The sequence below is a fragment of the Streptomyces sp. NPDC001348 genome (assembly GCF_053597535.1).
Genome location: NZ_JBSFIK010000003.1, coordinates 239,209 through 258,421, shown reverse-complemented (window position 1 = coordinate 258,421; position 19,213 = coordinate 239,209). Strand labels below are relative to the sequence as shown.

Genomic DNA, 19,213 nt, shown 5'->3' with positions numbered 1-19,213 from the left:
CCCGACCGGATCCCCGTCACCGGATGGTGATCGTGATCGTCGACCCCTTGGGCGCCTTCTCGCCGCCGTCCACGGACTGCTTCTTCACGGTGTCGCCGAACAGGCCGAGCAGTCCGCGGTCGTCCTCGACCTGGAAGCCGGCGTCCTCCAGTCGCTGATGCGCGTCGTCCACGCTGTCGCCCACCACGTCCGGCACCTCGACCATCACCGGACCCTTGGACACGGTCAGCGTCACGGTGTCGCCCTCGGCGGCCCGGCTGTCGCCCGCCGGGGTCTGCCGGGCGACCTTGCCCTTGTCGTACTCGGAGTTGACCTGCTGCGCGGACACCCGCACCTTCAGCCCCGCGCCCTGAAGCTCCTGCTTCGCGCTGTCCAGGTCGTCGCCCGTGACGTCCGGCACGTCGATCGGGCTGCCCTTGCTGACGGTCAGCGCGATCGCCGAGCCGGCGTGCCGTACGGTGCCGGCCGCCGGGGTCGTGCCGATCACCGAGCCCCTGGGCACGTCCTCGCTGAACTGCTGGTTCACCATGCCCGGCGCCAGCCCCTCCGCCTTCAGCCGAGCCCTCGCCCTGGCCAGCTCCTGGCCCGACAGGTCGGGCACCTTCACCGTCTTCGGGCCGTCGGAGATCGTCAGCGTCACCGAGTCGTTGCTGCGGACACGGGCGCCGCTCGACGGGTCGCTGCTGATCACCGTGCCCTTCTTCACCGTGTCGCTGTAGGCGTGCTCGACCTTCCCGAGCTCCAGCCCGGCCTTGTCCAGCCGCTCCTTGGCCTGGTCCTCGGTCCTGGTCATGAGCGGCGGGACCCTCGTGAACTGACCGGAGTTGATGTACCAGACCCCCGCACCGACTCCGAGGACCAGCAGCACGGCCGCGACGACCGTGACGAGCCCGCGCCGGGGCCGCCCCAGCCGACGACGCGGCGGCTCGGCGGGCGGGGACTGGAGCACGCTGGTCCGGTCGAGGGCCGCCGCGGCGTCCGGGAGGCCGTCCTCGTCGACGGGCAGCGGGCGCGATGGGGGTCCCCCCGCGCGAGCGAAGCCGAGTGTGGGGGAGGTGAGCGCGCGCGGGATCACGCTCGTGCGGTCCTCCGCGTTGTCGTGCGCCGCCGCGACCGCCTGCGGCGGCACCGCGTCCAGCTGCTCGTCGCCGAGCGCCGCGTGGGCCTCCCGCACCTGGGCGAGGAGGGCCACGGCGTCCTGCGGCCGGAGCCCGGGGGAGCGGGCGGTGGCGGCGGCGACCAGCTCGTCCAGCTCGTACGCCAGCCCCGGTACGACGGCCGAGGGCGGCGGTACGTCCTCGTGGATGTGCTTGTAGAGCACCTGGGCGGGGGTGTCCCCGGCGTGCGGCTTGCCGCCGGTGAGCATCTCGTAGAGCACGACACCGCACGCGTACACGTCGACGCGCGGATCGGCCGTGCCGTGTTCTATCTGCTCGGGCGCCAGGTACGAGACCGTGCCGAGCACGGTCCCCGTCGTGCTGGTCACCGTGTCCACGGACCGCACGAGCCCGAAGTCGGCCACCTTGACCCGTCCGTCGTCCCCTATCAGGACGTTCTCCGGCTTCATGTCCCGGTGCACGAACCCGGCCCGGTGCGCGGCGCCGAGCGCGGCCAGCACCGGCTCCAGGATGTCCAGCGCGGCCCGCGGCTGCAGTGCGCCCCGCTCGCGCAGCACGTCCCGCAGGGTGCACCCGGCGACGTACTCCATGGCCAGGTAGACGTACGCCCCTTCGGCCCCCTGGTCGAACACCTGGACGACGTTGGGGTGGGCGAGCCGGGCCACCGACTTCGCCTCCCGGATGAACCGCTCCACGAACGACACGTCCGCCGCGAGCGTCGGGTGCATCACCTTGAGCGCGAGGACCCGGTCCAGGCGGGTGTCCAGGGCCCGGTAGACCGTGGCCATCCCGCCGACCGCGATCCGCGCGTCGACACGGTAACGGCCGTCGAGCACCTGCCCGACAAGGGCGTCCTGAAGGGTCGTATCCACGCAGGCGAGTGTACGAGCCGGAACCGACACCCCACCGGTTTCGGCCAGGATCGGACCGGTACTGCAGCGCACCTGTGACGCTTCCCACGCACGGAAGGCCGCCAACGGCGAACGAGCCCCACAGGAGACGTCCACCTCTGAACCGACTGGAAACGGGTGGTGCGTGGGTGGGAGACAAAACCGGGACCGGCCCCGGGCCACTAGAAGGCAGGCCGCTCCGGATCGAGCACGGCCAGGCCCTCCGCGGGAGAAGACGCCTCGGCGAAGTACCGCCGGGGAATCCGCCCCGCCCGTCGGGCCAGCCGCCCCGCCTCCACCCCCCGCCGCATGGCCTCCGCCATCAGAACCGGCTCCTGAGCCCGGGTGACGGCCGAGGCCAGCATCACCCCCGCACACCCCAGCTCCATCGCCAGCGCCGCGTCCGACGCCGTCCCGGCCCCGGCGTCCAGGATCACCGGCACCCGCGCGTGCTCGACGATCAGCTGGAAGTTGTGCGGATTGCGGATCCCCAGCCCGGACCCGATCGGCGACCCCAGCGGCATGATCGCGGCACAGCCGACGTCCTCCAGCTTCCGCGCCAGCACGGGATCGTCATTGGTGTACGGCAGCACCGTGAACCCGTCGTCGACCAGCGTCTCCGCCGCGTCCAGCAGCTCGACCGGATCCGGCAGCAGCGTGCGCTCGTCGGCGATGACCTCCAGCTTCACCAGTGAGGTGCCCAGTGCCTCCCGGGCGAGCCGGGCGGTGAGCACGGCCTCCCCGGCGGTGAAGCACCCCGCGGTGTTCGGCAGCACCCGGATGCCGAGCCGCTCCAGCACCGACAGCACCGACCCGTGCACGCCGGGATCCACCCGCCGCATCGCCACGGTCGTCAGCTCCGTGCCGGAGGCCACCAGCGCCCGCTCCAGCACCTCGAGGCTGGGCGCGCCGCCGGTCCCCATGATCAGACGGGACGTGAAGGACGTACCGCCGAGGACGAAGGGGTCGTCGGCCATGGTCAGCCTCCCTGGACGGCGGTGAGGACTTCGACGCGGTCGCCCTCGGCCAGTGCCGTGGCCGGCCACTGCGCGCGCGGGACGACGGTTTCGTTGAGCGCGGCGGCCACTCCGCGCGGCGCCGTGGTGAGGGACTTCACGAGGGTGTCGAGAGCGGTGCCCGGGGCGATCTCCCGGCGCTCCCCGTTGACGGAGATGTTCATACGGGCTGCTCCGTGAGTGCCGTGCTGAAGCGCTTCGGGGTGAACGGGCGTGCCTCCTCCGGCAGTTCGCCGGTGGTCAGGGCCTGCGCCAGGGCGTCGCCGGTGACCGGGGTGAGCAGCACCCCGTTGCGGTGGTGCCCGGTCGCCACCAGCAGCCCGTCCAGACCGGTCGGGCCGAGCAGCGGCGCGTTGTCGGGGGACCCGGGACGCAGTCCGGCCCGGGTCTCGGTGAGCGGGAGTTCGGTGATGCCGGGCACCAACTCGTGTGCGTCCCGCAGCAGCTGGTACACGCCACCGGCGGTCACCGTCGTGTCCCAGCCCACTTCCTCGCTGGTGGCCCCGACGACCAGCTCGCCGTTCTCCCGGGGCACCAGGTACACATGGCTGCCGCGCACCACGGCCCGTACGGTCCGGTTGAGGAACGGCGCGTACCGTCCGGGCACGGACAGCCGCACCACCTGCCCCTTCACCGGCCGTACCGGCGGCAGCAGGTCCCCCGGCAGGCCCGCGAGCCGCCCGCTCAGGCTGCCCGCCGCGAGCACCACCTGGTCCGCGCCCAGCTCGTCGCCGTCCGAGGTGGTGACCCCGGCCGCCCGGTCCCGTACGACGGCGAAGCGCTCGGCCCACGCCCGGTGGAAGACCACCCCGGCCCGCTCGCACGCGGCGACCAGCGCGGCCGCCAGGCGGCGCGGGTCGATCTGGTGGTCGCGGTCCACCCGCAGCCCGCCGCGCACGCCCGGCGCGAGCATCGGCTCCAGGCGCCGGCACTCCCGGCCGGACAGCCACTCCGACTCCAGTCCTGAGCGGTGTTGCAGGGCGTGCAGTTCGCGCAGGTGGGCGCGGTCGTCGGCGTCCAGCGCGACGGCGAGCGTGCCGCACCTGCGGTAGCCGAGGTCCAGGCCGGTGAAGTCGGTCAGCTCGGCCGCGAAGTCCGGGTACCGGCGGGCCGACGCCAGGTTCAGGCCGAGCAGAGTCTGCTCGCCGTGGTGCAGTTCCGTGACGGCGGCCAGCATCCCCGCCGCCACCTGCGCGGCCCCTCCGCCCGGCTCCGGGTCCAGCACGGCCGTGACGAGCCCGCGCTGCGCGGCGCGCCAGGCCGTGACCAGCCCGATGATCCCGCCCCCGATGACGAGGACGTCCGAGGTACGTGACGACATGGGCGTCCAGCCCCTCCCTTCGCCGGCATGACCCGGATCAGGTTCGTACGGTCGGAGGCCGCCAGCCTCCCTCTCAGCCCGGTCGTCCGGGCTCCCGCGAGTGCTTGTACGGTGGCCACCCTAGCCCGCAGCGCACCGGACCCGTAAGGAGGCCTCGGTACATGGCCCGTTCGCTCGACGGCCTCGTCCTCGCGCCCGTCGCCGACCAGGCCCCCGGTCAGGTGGGCACGCGCACCCGCTTCTCCTACCACGAGGAGGAGGGCGAGGTCTGGGCCGAGTACACGGGTGGGGACGTCGTCCGCGGGTACCTGGTGGGCACCCGGGAGGGCGACCGGCTGGACTTCCGGTACGTGCAGCTCAAACGGGACGGAACCACCTCCTCCGGGCACTGCGCGTCGACCGTCGCCGAGCTGCCCGACGGACGGCTGCGCCTGGAGGAGACCTGGCAGTGGGAATCGCAGTCGGGAGCCGGCACGAGCGTTGTGGAGCAGGTCACTGAGCACGCCCCCTGACTGACGCAGAGTCAGTTGACTATGGTGATCGAGTGAGCGAGCAGACGCGGGAGACGCGGGAACAGGGCACGTCACAGACGCGGCGAGTGGTCGTGGTCGGCGCGGGCATGGCCGGGGTGCAGACCGCGGTCGCCCTGCGTGAACAGGGCCTGAAGGGCACCGTGACACTGATCGGCGCCGAACCCCATCAGCCCTACGACCGGCCCCCGCTGTCCAAGGCGGTGCTGCTCGGCAAGGCCGAAGGCTCCGCCTTCGACATCGACTTCGAGGCGCTCGGCATCGAACTCCGGCTCGGCCACGTGGCGCTGGGCGTGCGCCCCGCCGACCACGAGCTGGACACCGAGGCCGGGCCTGTGCCGTACGACGTCCTGGTCCTGGCCACCGGCGCCGAACCGATCCGGCTGCCCGGTACGGAGGGCGTGCCCGGAGTGCACCTGCTGCGCACCCTCGACGACGCCGAGCGGCTGCGGCCGGTGCTCACCCGGCAGCACGACATCGTGGTCGTCGGCGCCGGCTGGATCGGCGCCGAGTTCGCCACGGCGGCCCGGGAGGCGGGGTGCGCGGTGACGGTCGTGGAGGCGGCGGACCGCCCGCTCGCCGGGGCGCTCCCGGCCGAGGTGGCCGCGCCGATGGCGTCCTGGTACGCCGACAGCGGCGCGGTGCTGCGCACCCACGCACGCGTGGAGCGGGTCGAGCCGGGCACGGTGGTGCTCGACGACGGCTCGCGGCTGCCCGCGGGCGCCGTCGTCGTGGGTATCGGCGCCCGTCCCGCCACGGCGTGGCTGGCCGGCTCCGGCATCGAGCTCGGCACGCAGCACGAGGTGGTGGCCGACGAACACCTGCGGACCTCCGCCTCCGACGTGTACGCGGTCGGCGACTGCGCCTCCTTCCCCTCCCGCCGGTACGGGGAGCGGCTGCTCGTCCACCACTGGGACAACGCCCTCCAGGGCCCCCGCACGGTCGCCGCGAACATCATCGGCGAGACCCCCGCGGCCTACGATCCCGTGCCCTACTTCTGGTCCGAGCAGTTCGGCCGCTTCGTCCAGTACGCCGGCCACCACGGCGCCGCCGACCGCACCCTCTGGCGCGGTGACCCCGCCGGCCCGGCCTGGACGGTCTGCTGGCTGAAGGAGGACCGGCTGGTGGCCCTGCTCGCCGTCGGGCGCCCCAGGGACCTGGCCCAGGGCCGGCGTCTGATCGAGGCGGGCACACCCATGCACCCCGAGGCGCTGACCGACCCGGCGAGGCCCCTGAAGGACGCCACGGCGTAGCGCCCGCGACCTGCCGCGTCACCCCCGTGTGGGCCCTCCTGGCTTCCGACTGTCAGTGGCAGATGGCAGGCTTGTTTCCGTGACCGAGATTGACGCGAAGATCGATGCGCTCGTCCCCGCCTGGCTGACCCTCCCCGACATCGCCGAACAGCTCGGCGTCGAGGTGACACGTGTGCGGCAGCTGGTCAAGGAGGGCCAGCTCATCGCCGTACGCCGTGGTGAGAACCGGGCGCTGCACGTCCCCGCCGCCTTCATCGACGGGGACAAGGTCGTCAAGGGCCTGTCCGGCACCTTGACGCTCCTCAGGGACGACGGCTTCACGGATGAAGAGATGCTGGAGTGGCTCTTCACTCCCGACCCGAGCCTGCCCGGGACCCCCGCGCAGGCCCTGAGCGAGAATCGCGGCACGGAGGTGAAGCGCCGCGCCCAGGCGCTCGCCGTCTGAACCAGATCGTCTCGAACCGAACACCGTCCGGCGTACGGGCCGCGGCCGCCGGGGCCCGGCCACGGTGGGGCACGGTCCGTACGCCGCCGGCACCGCACGACACCGGGGGGACCCGCGCATGACTGAGACTGCCGCCGGCACCGCACGCGAGCGCCTGGCCGACGCACGGCTCTACCTGTGCACGGACGCCCGCAGACGGCAGGGCGACCTGGCCGAGTTCCTGGACGCGGTGCTGGCCGGCGGTGTCGACGTCGTGCAACTGCGGGACAAGGGCATGGAGGCGGCCGAGGAGCTGGAGCACCTGGCGGTCCTCGCCGACGCCTGCGCCCGGCACGGCAAGCTGCTGGCGGTCAACGACCGCGCGGACGTGGCCCACGCCGCCGCCGCGGACGTGCTCCACCTCGGACAGGGCGACCTCCCGGTCCCCGCGGCCCGCGCCATCCTCGGAGCGGACGTCCTGATAGGCCGGTCCACGCACGCCGAGGCGGAGGCGGAGGCCGCCGCCGCGCAGCAGGGTGTGGACTACTTCTGCACGGGCCCGTGCTGGCCCACCCCCACCAAGCCCGGCCGCCACGCCCCCGGTCTCGACCTGGTCCGGCACACCGCCGCACTGGGCACCGACCGCCCCTGGTTCGCGATCGGCGGCATCGACCTGGGCAACCTCGACGAGGTCCTGGACGCGGGGGCCCGCCGGGTGGTCGTCGTCCGGGCGATCACCGATGCCCCGGACCCGGGAGCGGCGGCGGCGGAGTTCACCAAGCGACTGCGACAGGCCTGACGCCGCACCCACCGGTGTGCACGTATGTCCAAGTGGTGGACAGCAGGCCGACAAATTCGGGCAAATTTCCGGCCTTCGGTTGGGGGACCGGCCGCCCCTGGCTAACCTGCCGGTATGGCCCTCGGAACCGCATCCACCAGGACCGATCGCGCGCGCACGGTGCGTGACATCCTCGGCACCGGCAAGACGACGTACTCCTTCGAGTTCTACGCGCCAAAGACACCCCAGGGAGAGCGGAACCTCTGGAACGCGCTGCGCCGGGTCGAGGCGGTGGCGCCCGACTTCGTGTCGGTGACGTACGGGGCCGGTGGTTCCACGCGTGCCACCACGGTCAAGGAGACCCAGCAGATCGTCGTCGACACCACGCTGACGCCGGTCGCCCACCTGACCGCGGTCAACCACTCCATCGCCGAGCTGCGCAACATCATCGGCCAGTACGCGGACGCGGGGATCCGCAACATGCTCGCCGTGCGCGGCGACCCGCCCGGTGACCCGATGGGCGACTGGGTGCCGCACCCCCAGGGCCTGACCTACGCGGCCGAGCTCGTCAGGCTCATCAAGGAGTCGGGTGACTTCTGCGTGGGCGTCGCGGCCTTCCCGGAGATGCATCCGCGTTCCACCGAGTGGGACACCGACGTCGAGCACTTCGTCGACAAGTGCCGGGCCGGCGCCGACTACGCCATCACGCAGATGTTCTTCCAGCCGGAGTCCTACCTGCGCCTGCGCGACCGGGTGGCCGCCGCGGGCTGCGAGACCCCGGTCATCCCCGAGGTCCTGCCGGTGACTAGTGTGAAGATGCTGCAGCGGTTGCCGAAGCTCAGCAACGCGCTCTTCCCGCCCGCCCTGAAAGAGCGGATCCTCACAGCCAAAGACGATCCGGCGGCGGTACGCTCAATCGGTATCGAATTCGCCACGGAGTTCTGCGCACGGCTGTTGTCCGAGGGAGTGCCCGGACTGCACTTCATCACGCTGAACAACTCCACGGCGACGCTGGAAATCTACGAGAACCTGGGCCTGCACCATCCCCCGCAGGCCTAGACCGGCCGCACCGCGATACGCCACACTGCGTAGCGGCCACTGGGAGAGGGGCGTACATGGGCTGGGCGGTCCTCTACATCGCGTTCGGCATCGTCGCGCTGTGGTTGCTCGGTGAGGTGCTGCTGCAGTACAAGGCGCGCCTGCGCTGGCGGCTGCTCGCCTTCGTCGGTTTCCTCGGTGTCGTGGCCGGTGTGCTGATCCCGTCCGTGCTGGTCATCGGTCTGGGCGCGGCCGCCTTCGCGGTCGGGCAGACCTACGTCACGCTGTCGTTCCGCCGCGGCTTCGCCGCGGGCTGGGCGGTCAGCCGGCCGGCCGCAGGCGAAGCCGGCCGGAGCAAGCGCCGCCGCGGCGAACCCGAGCCCGACGAGCCCGCCCTCGACGTCTCCGGCCGCAAGGCGGCGGAGGCGGCCGGCTACGGCGACCTCGGCCCGGACGGCACCGCCTACGGCCTCGACGACTACGACCGCGACGACGTCTTCACTCCTCTCACCCGCTCCGCCGAGCCCACGGCCGCCGAGACCACCGCGGTCTACGAGCCGCAGCCGATGCCCGACGACACCGGTTCGTACGGCGTGTACGGCGACTCCTTCACGGGCTCCGCCCACACCTCCGCCGCCCAGCCCCAGGAGACCTACGCGACGGCGGCCCCGGGCACCGACCAGTCGTACGCCTACGACTACTCCGGCTACGGCCAGCAGAGTTACGCCTACGACGCCGGAGGCCAGCAGCAGTACAACGGCTACTCCGACCCCTACAACGGGACCGGCAGCGGGACCGGGTACGACCAGGGCTACGGCGGCCAGGGCTACGACCAGCAGGGCTACGGCCAGGGCCACTACGGCACCGGTGGCTACGGCGAGACCCCCTCCGACGGCGTCTGGGTGCCGCAGCAGCGCACCGACGAGCCCTACGGCGGTGAACTCCCCACCGAGCAGCCGTATCCCTACCAGTCGGGCGGGCAGCAGCAGGGGCACGGATTCGACGAGCAGTACCGTTTCTGAGGCCCGTCGCGGGTCTCACTGGGAACCGCGGAAGTCCGGCCCCTCCACGATCAGCCCCGCGACCAGCGCGCCGGACATGCCGGAGTGGGGGAGCCCCCCGCCTGGATGTGCCCAGCCGCCCACCCGGTACAGACCCGGCAGGCGCGTGGTGTTGGCCGGATGCAGGAAACGGCCGCCGCCGGCGGCCAGCGAAGGAGCGGGAACGGCTCCGGCAGCGGCGCCCGTCCCGGCCGCCACGTCGCCCGGCGTGCGCACCTCGTGCCACATCAGCCGCTCCCGCAGCCCGGGTACGGCGGACCCGGCGGCGTCCAGGACGAGCTCGGTGAAGCGCCGGACCAGGCCCGCCTCTTCCCAGCCCGCGTCCGCCGGCGCCACCGCATGGACGACCACCGACTCGTACCCGGCCTCCGGGCGCAGGGAGGGGTCGTCGGGCCGCAGCACGGTCACCGTGGGCCGCACCGGCTCGTCGCCGCCGGGGGAGGCCAGGAAGTCCTGCTCGGTCTCGGCGTCCGGCGCGTGCACCACCGTGCGGTGCGCGGTGCCGGGTTCGCGCTCGCCGCGCAGGGCCAGCAGCACGGTGAACCGGCCCGGACGGGACGCCGTGGTCTCGGCGCGCACGTCCCCGTCGGCGTCGAGCGGATGCTCCGTCAGGCCCCGCAGCCGCACCGGGTCCACGTCCGCCACCACGAAGTCGGCCTCGGCCACCGCCCCTTCGGCCAGCTCGACACCGGCGGCCCGGCCGTCCTTCTCCAGGATCCCGGTGACCTCCGCGCCGAAGGTGAACTCCACCCGGCGGGCCACGCACCGCTCGTACACCGCGCGCGCCAACTCCCGGACGCCGCCGCGCACATACCAGACGCCGAAGGCGTGCTCCATGTACGGCAGTACGGCCGCGCTCGCCGGAGCCACCCGGGGATCGAGGCCGTGGGCGAGGGCGTGGCTCTCCAGGAGCGCCGCCAGACGCGGGTCGCGCAGCTCCCAGTCACCGACCTGGGACAGCGTGGTGGCACGCCGGGTGCGCAGCAGCCGCTTGTGCGGGACGGCGGGATAGGGCTCGCGCTCGGCCAGCACCTGCCAGTTCGGCCACAGGGGCTCTTCCAGCAGGGGGCGCCGGGTGCGGTCCCAGGCCTCGCGTGCCCGCACCAGGAAGTCGCCCCAGCGTCGGCCCGCGCCCTCGCCCAGGGCTTCGTCCAGGGCGGCCACGACACCCGCGCGCGAGGCGTTCGGCAACGACACCTCGGTGCCGTCCGCGAAGACGTGCCGTGACGACGGGTCGACCTGCACCAGCTCGACGCAGGACTCCAGGGGTTCCTTGCCGGTCTTGACGAACAGGTCGCGGTAGACCGCGGGCAGGGGCAGCAGCCCGGGACCGGTGTCGAAGCGGAACCCCTCCCGTTCGAACCGGCGCACCGCACCGCCGTACGTCTCCGTACGCTCGTACACCGCCACCCGGTGGCCCGCGACGGCCAGCCTGGCGGCGGCCGCCATCGCGCCCATCCCGGCGCCGATCACCGCAATCCGTGCCATGCCTGCGACTTTAGCGACCGGCACCGACAGTTCCGCCCAGGGGTTGTGGATGAGCGCTCGGGGCTGAGTATCCGTACCTAGTGCATGAGATGAGTACGCGCACGGATGGGCTGCCACCTGCGCGGACGAGAGAGTGGAGACACGGAGAAGGGGCCTGGCTCCGGCACCGGCGACACGGGGCGCCGGAACGGGGCCGCCCTCGATCCGCTCGTTGCCGCCGATCCGTCGGCGGAAGCGAGGCACGGGGGTGCCCGGGGGACGACCGCACGGGGGAGCAAGGGAGAGGCGCCGGTTCGAGGTGGCCCGCGGGGGACGCGGCCACGAGGGACCGGCGCCTTCTTCCGTGCACGCGCGCGTGCGGATCGCTCAGCCCTTCCCGCTGACCCGCCCCTGGAGCAGCCGGGACAGCGCCGCATGGACGTCGTCCAGCGACCGCTCCGGCTGGAACGACTTCCAGTCCAGTGCGGCCACCAGGACCATCCCGACCAGGGCGGCCGCGGTCAGCTGGACGTCGATGTCCTCGCTGAACTCGCCGTTCGCCACGCCCTCGCGCAGTACGCCCTCCACGACCGCGACGGCCTGCTGCCGGACCACCATCAGCGTCGACTGCCAGGCGCGGTTGGTCCGCCAGAGCTCGGCCACGTACAGCTGGGTGAAGGCCGGGTAGCGGTCGATGAAGACCAGCCCGGCCCGGATCATCGCGTCCAGGGCGTCGACCTTGTTGCCGCCCTCGCTCGCCGTCCGTTCGGCGGCCTCGCGCAGGGACGCGGTGAGGAGGCCGACACCGTGCCGCAGCAGCTCCTCGAAGAGAACCGACTTGCTCGCGAAGTTGTAGTAGACCGTGCCCTTCGCGACCCCGGCCCGCTCGGCGATCTCGTCGACGGTCGTGGCGGAGAAGCCCTGTTCGGCGATGAGCGTGACGGCCGCCTCGTAGAGCTTCTGCCGGGTGGCCTCCCGGCGTGTGCTGCCACCCGACGTGGCGCTGCTGCTTTCCATGGCGTCGATTGTCACAGGAACGGCTCCCGAAGGGGATGCGAAAGGCGAGGTCACAGGCTCAGTTCCGGATGCAGCCGGTCCAGTGTCCACACCTGGAGGCGGCGCGCGGACAGGGCGGTGAGCGCGAGGGCTCCCACGGTGAACGCCGCCAGCACGGCGCACGCCGGCCACACCGGGCCGAGCCCGCCGCCGGTGATGAGCCGGCGCAGGGCCGTCACGACGTAGCTCATCGGCAGGAAGGGGTGGATCGCGTTGAAGAAGCCGGGACTGGTCTCCACCGGGTACGTGCCGCCCGCGGAGGTCAGCTGGAGCATCAGCAGTGCGAGGACGAGAATCCGGCCCGCCGGGCCGAAGCGCGCGTTCAGCCACTGCACGATCGCCGCGAAGCAGGCCGCCACCAGGAACAGGAAGCCCACCGTCCCGGCCGCCCGGGTCATCTCCAGGCCGATCGCCCAGTGCAGCACGGACATCAGGGCGGCCGTCTGCAGCACCCCGACCGCGGCCACCGGCAGCCAGCCCGCCAGCGCGATCCGCCAGGCGGAGGAGCCGACCGCGAGGGCACGCCGGTTGAGCGGCGGGATCAGCATGTACGCCACCATCGCGCCCACCCACAGGGACAGCGGGATGAAGTACGGGGCGAACCCGGTGCCGTAGTTCGGCGCGTGGTGCAGGTCCCTGGAGGCCAGCTGTACCGGATCGGCCATGACCCCGGTGCGCTTGTCGCGGTCCTGCTTGCCGTAGTCGGGGATCTTCCTCGCCCCGTCGTGCAGGCCGCCGGCCAGTTTCCCGGATCCGTCGACCAGCTTGTACAGGCCGCCGTCGAGGTCCTCGGCGCCGGACTCGGCCGTGCCGATGCCCTTGTCCAGCGTGGTCGCTCCGGTCGTCGCGGTGCCCAGCCCGGTGTGCAGCTTCTCGGCGCCCGCGGCGACCCTGCCCGCCCCCTCGTTCAGCTCGTTGACCCGGGACACGGCGTCGTCGAGGTCCTCGGAGAGGTGCGGGGCGCGGTCGGCGAGCGCCTGGGCCTGCTCCTGCAGCGTGCCGAGGTTCGTGCGGAGGGTCTTGAGGTCACCGTCCTGGTCGGCGATCAGCGTGTTCAGGTCGTCGGCGACCGTGGCCACGTCGGAGGCCGCCGTCCTGGCTTTCTTCAGGTCGGGGCAGACCGGGTCGGGGAGTACGGCCGTCCCGCAGTGCGTCCGGTAGACCTCGTCCAGCGTGGTGGAGGCCGCGTGGGCGGTCCTCGCGGCGGCCGGGGCCGTCCTGACCAGGACGTCGAGGTTGTCGCGGACCGTCTTCGCCGAGTCGGCGACGAGCCGGGCGGTGTCCCCGATGGTCTTCTCGTTGTTCTTCACGAAGGGGCCCACCTTCGCGTAGACCCCGTTGACCTTGTCGGCGAGGGTCCGGGTGCCGTCGGCGACCTGCCGCGAGCCGTCCTGGAGGTCGCCCGCGCCCCGGTCGAGCTTCTTCAGGCCCTTGGCCAGCTTGCCGCTGCCGCTCTTGGCGTCCTTCAGCCCGTCGGCGAGGTCCTTGGCGCCCCGCTCCGCCTTCCCGATGCCGCCCTCCAGCTCGTCGGCGCCCTCGGCGGCCTTCTCCGTCCGCCCGTGGATGTCGGAGAAGGAGATGAAGATCCGGTCCAGGAACGACCGGGACGCCTTGGTGGACGCGGCCGTGCGCACCTCGCTGAACACCGTCCGGGATATCTGCCCGACGATGTAGTTGTTCGCGTCGTTGGTGCGCACCTGCAGCGCACCCGTCTCGGGGGAGTCGCCCGTGCTCGAGGCGATGCGCCGGCTGAGGTCGGCGGGCATGGTCAGCGACAGGTAGTAGGTGCCGTTCTCGACGCCCCGGCGGGCCTCGGCGGCGCTCACCTGGTGCCAGTCGAAGGTCCGGCTGTCGCGCAGCCCGTCGGCGATGTCGTCGCCCGCCGTGATCCTCTTCCCGTCGGCGGTCGCCCCCTTGTCGTCGTTGACGAGGGCCACGGGGATGCGGTCGAGGCGGCCGTACGGGTCCCAGAACGACCACAGGTACAGGGCGCCGTACAGCAGGGGCAGCACGAGGAGCGCGACTAGGGCGGCACGGGGGAGCCGGCCCCGGCCGAAGCGCCTGAGCTCAAGGGCGGCCAGTCCCGGCGAGCGCATCCGCCGCCTCCTTCGCTTCGTCGTAGGTCGCTTCGTCGTGGGTCGCGTCGCCGGTGGTACCGGAGGGCCGGAGGGAGACGGTCGGGACGCCCTCGGGGGCGTCGGCGTACACCGCCACGACCGTCGTCCCGGCCGCGGCCACGGAGGCCAGCAGCGCGTTCGCCTCGGCCCGCTCCGTGTCGGAGAGCTTGAGGTCGGTGTCGTCCACGGCCAGCAGCCGGGGGTCGCCGGCGAGGGCCAGGGCGACGGACAGCCGCAACGCCTCGAGCCGCTCGAGGTCCCGTACGGCCGTCCGGGCGCCCTTGGGCAGGGCGTCGAGGTCGAGCCCGGCGGCGGCCAGCGCGGCGTCGAGCCGGCGCCGGGCCTCACCCGCCCGTTCCGCCCGGGGCCGCAGCAGGGAGCGCAGGGAACCGCCGAAGCGGCGTTGCAGCAGCGCCCGTTCCCGCAGGTGCTCCCCGACGGTGAGGGCCGGCTCCAGGTCGGTGACCCCGGCGACGTTGGCCACGGCGCTGATCCGGCGCACGGCGGACATCTGGCGCGGGAGTTTGAGGCCGCCGACGGTGGCGACTCCTTCCGTGGGTTTCATGCGTCCCGTGAGCGCGAGCAGCAGACACGTACGGCCGGAGCCGGAGGGCCCCTCGACGGCGATCAGCGAGCCGGGCTCCGCGTCGACCGAGACGCCCCGGAACGCCCAGCCGCGCGGCCCGCGCAGCCCGAAGTCGCGGGCCGTGACGCCGAGGGCTGTGACACCGAGGTCCTGGGCACTGTCCTGTGACGGGTCCATGGCTCCCGCCTTCCCCCTGCGCGATTCTTTGAACTGACTGGTCAGTGCAAAAACTAACCCGAACCTTCGATCGAAGCAAAAGTCCAGGTCAGAACGGATTGTCAGTGCCATACCTCACGATGGGCACATACGGCACCTCATAGCAGGGCGTGCCGTTACCCAGACGACAGGAGGTTCGTCATGGCCCACTCGTCCGCAGCCGCCGCCCACCGGCGCCGCGCCACCGGCCCTGCCCCCTCACTGACCGGACCGGCGAGCGACGTGCATCCCGTGCTGCGCCGGTCCACGGCCCCGCCCGCCGCCCTCGACCTGCTCGCCCAGGCCCGTGCCGGCCTCGACGAGGCCGCCGTCCTGGAAACCGCCAACGAGCGCTACGCGACCGCACACCTCGCCGCGCTGCGCACCGCCGCCGCCGTCCTCGCCGCCCGCGGCCGCCCCGAGCCCTCCCCGAGGCGCCGCGCACGCATCCGGAGCGCCTGGGAAGTGCTTCCCGAGATCGCACCCGAACTCACCGAGTGGAGCGCGCTGTTCGCCTCCGGCGCCGACCGCCGCGCCCGGGCCGAGGCGGGCATCCAGGGCGCCGCGAGCAGCCGTGACGCCGACGACCTGATACGTGACGTGGCGATGTTCGTCCGCCTCGTGGAGCGGATGCTGGTGCTCCAGCCGGTCCTGCCCCAGCCCCGTCGCGACGCCGACGAGCCGGAGGGCCCGGCCGCCCCGCGCGAGATGCCGGACGCGGGCTGAGACGGTGACCGCGAGCGGCGGCGGAGGCAATAGGGTGGAGGACGCCTGAAGCGTTGCCGAAGCCTTCCGTCCCGAGGAGTCAACAACCGTGTCGGACCCGATGCGCCCTCGCGCTTCTCTCCGTACCGCCGTGGTCTGGGAGGTCCTCCAGGACGCCCTCGACCGCCGGGTCAAGGCCACGGGACGGGACTCGCTGGACGTCCTCGACACCGGCGGCGGCAGCGGCAAGTTCGCGGTGCCCGTCGCCCGCCTCGGCCACCGCGTCACCGTCGTCGACCCCAGCCCCAACGCGCTGTTCGCGCTGGAGCGCCGGGCCGCCGAGGCCGGCGTCGCCGACCGGGTGCGGGGCGTGCAGGGAGACGCCCACGGCCTGTTCGACGTGGTCGAGCGCGGCGGGTACGACGCGGTGCTGTGCCACGGTGTCCTGGAGTACGTGGACGACCCGGCCGAGGGCGTCCGCAACGCGGTGGCAGCCCTGCGCCCCGAGGGCGTCCTCAGCCTGCTCGCCGCCGGCCTCGGCGGCGCGGTGCTCGCGCGCGCCCTCGCGGGCCACTTCAAGGAGGCCAAGCAGGCACTCGAGGACCCCGACGGCCGCTGGGGCTCCGGCGACCCGGTGCCGCGGCGCTTCACCGCCGAGCAGCTCACCGCCCTGGTCGAGGGCGCGGGCCTGAGGGTCGGTGCCGTGCACGGCGTGCGGGTCTTCGCCGACCTGGTCCCGGGCGTCCTCGTGGACACCGAGCCCGGCGCCGTCGACGCCCTGCTGAAGCTGGAGGCGGCGGCCGCCGAGCTCCCGGCCTTCCACTCCGTGGCCACCCAGTTGCACGTGCTCGGCGAGACGGCGGGGCCCAGGGCGGCGTGAGCCGCCCCACGTGCCGACAGCGGCACCCCGCTGATCAGGGCGTCGACGGCACATGGAGTACGCCACAGGCCCCCCGATCGAGGGGTTTGCGCCGTATGATCGAAGGAGACCGCTCGGCATGACGGGTCGGCCGCCGGGGAATGGAAGCCTCAGCGAGCCGGGCCCGGCATGGCGGTCCTGGTTGGCCAATTGGCGCATAGGGGCGGGTTTCACGGGGGCGATTCCCTGCCTATCCTGAAGGGACCCCCCGGTCGCCCCGGCGACTGCACGATGAGGAGGACTCCGTGCCGCTCTCGGAGCACGAGCAGCGCATGCTCGAGCAGATGGAGCGAGCGCTGTACGCAGAAGATCCCAAGTTCGCGTCGGCGCTCGAGGGAAGCGGGCTGCGTACGTACACCCGGCGGCGGGTCTACCAGGCGGTCGCAGGCTTCCTCGTGGGTATCGCGCTCCTCATGGCCGGAATGGTCGCGCAGCTGATCTGGGTCAGCGTGGTGGGCTTCCTCGTCATGCTGGGCTGTGCGGTGCTCGCCGTCACCGGCTGGCGCAAGGCCCCCAAGCCGGGCGAACAGCCCGCCGGCGCCCCGCAGGCACGGCGGCAGGGACGGCCCAAGCGCTCCATGATGGACAGGATCGAGCAGCGCTGGCAGCGCCGCCGTGACGAGCAGGGCCACTAGCCTCCGGCGGCTCGGGGGACAGACGTGAGAGGGGCGGCCACCATCCCGGTGGCCGCCCCTCGTGCATGCGGCGAAGCCTGGGACGCGGTCCGGCTGTCCGCCTCAGGGCTTCGGGCCTGCTGTCCCGACACCCCGTGCGCCGCGACGGACGCCGTTCCCCCGGGGCAAGACCGCCCACCAGCCTCCGGCGGCTCGGGCGACAGACGTGAGAGGGGCGGCCACCATCCCGGTGGCCGCCCCTCGTGCATGCCGCGAGGCCTTTGCCGCTGTCCGGCGGTTTCCGGCGGAGCCTCAGCCCTGCTGGCCCGACGCCCTGCGCGGTGCCGGACGGGCCGCCGCCGCGCGCGCCGTGACGGACGCCCACCAGGCCGAAGCCGCCCACAGCACCCGCACGGTGGAACGGGGCGCGAACAACGCCCGCAGCCGCGTACGGGAACTCACCGAGCCCTCGAACGCGGCGATCACCTGCCGCACATCCTCCGCCAGCCCGGCCTTCGGGCGCGGCCGAGGCGCGTACAGGACCTGCTCCACCGCGTCCGCCCCCCGGTGCACCGCGGCCCCGGCCACCGGGTCGAGGTGGCCGAGCCGGACGATCCGGGCGGCCGCCTTGCGCGGCGTCTGCGACTCGTCCGGCAGAATTCCGAAGTCCCAGGCGGAGTCGGTCAGTTCCTGCCAGGCGGCCAGCGTGTGCGCCGCCGCACCCTTGTCGGTACGGGCGTGCCCGCCCAGCCGCGCCCCGCGCAGCCGGACCCGCCAGAGCATCGGCAGGAACGGGACCAGCGCGACGGCGAGCCCGCCGAGCACCCAGAGCGCGTACACCCACCACGACCGGGACTGCGGCTGGTTGTCCTGCGCGGCCTGCGTCGACGGACCGCCGCACGCCTCGAGCTTGCGCTGCTGCGCCGAGCAGCTCTCGCTCGGGGAGACCGGCGCGGCCGGCGCCGCGCTCGTCGTCTGCGAGGGCCGTACCTGGTCCGGGAGGCTGCTGCCGGGTGTGTCCGTCTGGGTGTACGACGGTGCCGTGCCCCGGGTCGGGGTCGGCTCGAAACGGGTCCAGCCCACGCCCTCGAAGTACAGCTCCGGCCAGGCGTGCGCGTCCTTCAGACCGACCGACACCGAGCCGTCCACCTGCGGGGACCCGGGTGCGAAACCCACCGCCACCCGGGCCGGGATGCCCAGCGTGCGGGCCATCGCGGCCATCGCGAACGAGAAGTGCACACAGAAGCCCTGCTTCTGCTTCAGGAAGTTGGCTATGGCGTTCGGGCCCCGGCCGACCTCCACCCGGGTGTCGTACTGGAAGCCACCGGTCACGGCGAAGTAGTCCTGGAGCTTGACCGCCTCGTCGTAGTGGCTCGTCGCGCCCGAGGTGACCTCCTCGGCGGTCCGCTTCACCACCTTGGGCAGCGAGGACGGCACCTTGGTGTACTCCCGCACCAGGGCGGCCGGCGGCTGCGGGGCACCGCCCAGCTGCTCCGCGGTCGGCTGCACGTCCACGCTGGTCACCGTGTACGACTTGCCACGCGTGTTCTGACCGTGGTCACCGACGACCGTCATGCCCACCGGCTCGTAGCGCCAGTTGCCGCTGATCCGCACGCTGCTCGGCGGGTACGGCATCGGCAGCCAGTCCTGGGCGTACCAGTCGGCCGCCGTGATCACGGTCCGCATACTGCTGCGCTTGACGTCGGGGCTCAGGCCGATCGGTGTCGGGAACCGGTCCGGCACGCCCACGATGTGCCGCTGGGACGGCTTCCAGGTGGTGCCGTCGAAGTCGTCCAGGGAGACGATCCGCAGGTACAGATCCGAGATGTCGTTCGTGCTCGTCTTCACGGACAGCACCTGGCGGTCCTGGTCCACGTTCAGGCTGTCGCGCAGCGACACCAGCGGATTCACCGCGGAGATCGTGCCGCCGTTGCCGTTGCCCCTCCCGATGCCCGTACCGGCGGCGTCCAGCAGGCCGCCGCTCATCGCGGGCAGGGCCAGCGGCACGAACAGCGCCACGCCCAGCGCCGCCGCGCCGATGCGCCGCCCGGTACGGACCGGGGCCACCGCACCGTCCGACGACCCGCCGGGCGTGCGGGGCGCCCCGCCGAACACCCGGCCCCAC

At 73.0% G+C, this 19,213-nt stretch carries 18 protein-coding genes and 1 riboswitch; of the genes, 9 read left to right on the top strand and 9 right to left on the bottom strand.

Features of this window, described 5'->3' with window-relative positions; translation table 11 throughout:
- Positions 1 to 16 precede the first annotated feature (16 nt).
- The 4 genes from pknB to thiO all read right to left on the bottom strand — a co-directional run bounded on the left by pknB (position 17) and on the right by thiO (position 4,345).
- The gene (pknB, locus tag ACWC21_RS04720; protein WP_450878122.1) at positions 17 to 1,990 is read right to left on the bottom strand and encodes a Stk1 family PASTA domain-containing Ser/Thr kinase; all 1,974 of its coding nucleotides are present in this window, start codon (positions 1,988 to 1,990) and stop codon (positions 17 to 19) included.
- 200 nt (positions 1,991 to 2,190) lie between these two features.
- On the bottom strand, positions 2,191 to 2,985 hold the full coding sequence (locus ACWC21_RS04715; RefSeq protein ID WP_450878120.1) for a thiazole synthase: 795 nt from the start codon (positions 2,983 to 2,985) through the stop codon (positions 2,191 to 2,193).
- Between the two features lie 2 nt (positions 2,986 to 2,987).
- A complete protein-coding gene (gene thiS, locus ACWC21_RS04710; protein ID WP_450878118.1) occupies positions 2,988 to 3,188 on the bottom strand; it encodes a sulfur carrier protein ThiS in 201 nt (66 codons plus the stop codon).
- A complete protein-coding gene (gene thiO, locus ACWC21_RS04705) occupies positions 3,185 to 4,345 on the bottom strand; it encodes a glycine oxidase ThiO (RefSeq protein ID WP_450878116.1) in 1,161 nt (386 codons plus the stop codon). Before thiO ends, thiS begins: the two co-directional genes overlap by 4 nt.
- Positions 4,343 to 4,453, bottom strand: a riboswitch (TPP riboswitch). (Overlaps the previous gene by 3 nt.)
- A gap of 53 nt (positions 4,454 to 4,506) precedes the next feature.
- Here thiO and ACWC21_RS04700 point away from each other — a divergent pair.
- From ACWC21_RS04700 to ACWC21_RS04675, 6 genes are all read left to right on the top strand, one after another.
- On the top strand, positions 4,507 to 4,857 hold the full coding sequence (locus ACWC21_RS04700; RefSeq protein ID WP_450878114.1) for a hypothetical protein: 351 nt from the start codon (positions 4,507 to 4,509) through the stop codon (positions 4,855 to 4,857).
- Between the two features lie 86 nt (positions 4,858 to 4,943).
- Positions 4,944 to 6,128 (top strand): NAD(P)/FAD-dependent oxidoreductase, encoded by a 1,185-nt coding sequence (locus ACWC21_RS04695; protein ID WP_450878286.1) that lies wholly within the window; start codon positions 4,944 to 4,946, stop codon positions 6,126 to 6,128.
- A gap of 79 nt (positions 6,129 to 6,207) precedes the next feature.
- Positions 6,208 to 6,573 (top strand): Rv2175c family DNA-binding protein, encoded by a 366-nt coding sequence (locus ACWC21_RS04690; protein WP_053671919.1) that lies wholly within the window; start codon positions 6,208 to 6,210, stop codon positions 6,571 to 6,573.
- Between the two features lie 118 nt (positions 6,574 to 6,691).
- Positions 6,692 to 7,351, top strand: coding sequence for a thiamine phosphate synthase (gene thiE, locus ACWC21_RS04685; RefSeq protein ID WP_450878112.1), 660 nt, complete (start codon positions 6,692 to 6,694; stop codon positions 7,349 to 7,351).
- Positions 7,352 to 7,465: 114 nt separating this feature from the next.
- The gene (gene metF, locus ACWC21_RS04680) at positions 7,466 to 8,389 is read left to right on the top strand and encodes a methylenetetrahydrofolate reductase [NAD(P)H] (protein WP_450878110.1); all 924 of its coding nucleotides are present in this window, start codon (positions 7,466 to 7,468) and stop codon (positions 8,387 to 8,389) included.
- Positions 8,390 to 8,445: 56 nt separating this feature from the next.
- Positions 8,446 to 9,390 carry an SCO2102 family sporulation regulator gene (locus tag ACWC21_RS04675; RefSeq protein WP_450878108.1) on the top strand — a complete coding sequence of 315 codons (945 nt, stop codon included), beginning with the start codon at positions 8,446 to 8,448 and terminating at the stop codon, positions 9,388 to 9,390.
- A 15-nt stretch (positions 9,391 to 9,405) separates the two neighbouring features.
- Here ACWC21_RS04675 and ACWC21_RS04670 read toward each other — a convergent pair whose 3' ends face one another.
- From ACWC21_RS04670 to ACWC21_RS04655, 4 genes are all read right to left on the bottom strand, one after another.
- Positions 9,406 to 10,917 (bottom strand): phytoene desaturase family protein, encoded by a 1,512-nt coding sequence (locus ACWC21_RS04670; protein WP_450878106.1) that lies wholly within the window; start codon positions 10,915 to 10,917, stop codon positions 9,406 to 9,408.
- Between the two features lie 366 nt (positions 10,918 to 11,283).
- Positions 11,284 to 11,913 carry a TetR/AcrR family transcriptional regulator gene (locus ACWC21_RS04665; RefSeq protein WP_450878104.1) on the bottom strand — a complete coding sequence of 210 codons (630 nt, stop codon included), beginning with the start codon at positions 11,911 to 11,913 and terminating at the stop codon, positions 11,284 to 11,286.
- Positions 11,914 to 11,963: 50 nt separating this feature from the next.
- Entirely contained in the window at positions 11,964 to 14,048 is a 2,085-nt protein-coding gene (locus ACWC21_RS04660) for a YhgE/Pip family protein (protein WP_450878102.1), read from the bottom strand.
- Positions 14,020 to 14,832 carry an ATP-binding cassette domain-containing protein gene (locus ACWC21_RS04655; RefSeq protein ID WP_450878100.1) on the bottom strand — a complete coding sequence of 271 codons (813 nt, stop codon included), beginning with the start codon at positions 14,830 to 14,832 and terminating at the stop codon, positions 14,020 to 14,022. Before ACWC21_RS04655 ends, ACWC21_RS04660 begins: the two co-directional genes overlap by 29 nt.
- Positions 14,833 to 15,012: 180 nt before the next feature.
- Here ACWC21_RS04655 and ACWC21_RS04650 point away from each other — a divergent pair, with 180 nt between their 5' ends.
- From ACWC21_RS04650 to ACWC21_RS04640, 3 genes are all read left to right on the top strand, one after another.
- Positions 15,013 to 15,576 carry an SAV_6107 family HEPN domain-containing protein gene (locus ACWC21_RS04650; protein ID WP_450878098.1) on the top strand — a complete coding sequence of 188 codons (564 nt, stop codon included), beginning with the start codon at positions 15,013 to 15,015 and terminating at the stop codon, positions 15,574 to 15,576.
- An 88-nt stretch (positions 15,577 to 15,664) separates the two neighbouring features.
- The gene (locus ACWC21_RS04645) at positions 15,665 to 16,435 is read left to right on the top strand and encodes a methyltransferase (RefSeq protein WP_450878096.1); all 771 of its coding nucleotides are present in this window, start codon (positions 15,665 to 15,667) and stop codon (positions 16,433 to 16,435) included.
- Between the two features lie 284 nt (positions 16,436 to 16,719).
- Positions 16,720 to 17,109, top strand: a complete 390-nt coding sequence (locus ACWC21_RS04640; RefSeq protein ID WP_450878094.1) for a DUF3040 domain-containing protein — start codon at positions 16,720 to 16,722, stop codon at positions 17,107 to 17,109.
- A 291-nt stretch (positions 17,110 to 17,400) separates the two neighbouring features.
- Here the strand turns inward: ACWC21_RS04640 and ACWC21_RS04635 are convergent.
- Positions 17,401 to 19,213 (bottom strand): transglutaminase TgpA family protein (locus tag ACWC21_RS04635; RefSeq protein WP_450878092.1); only part of this gene is annotated, 1,813 nt, incomplete at its 5' end.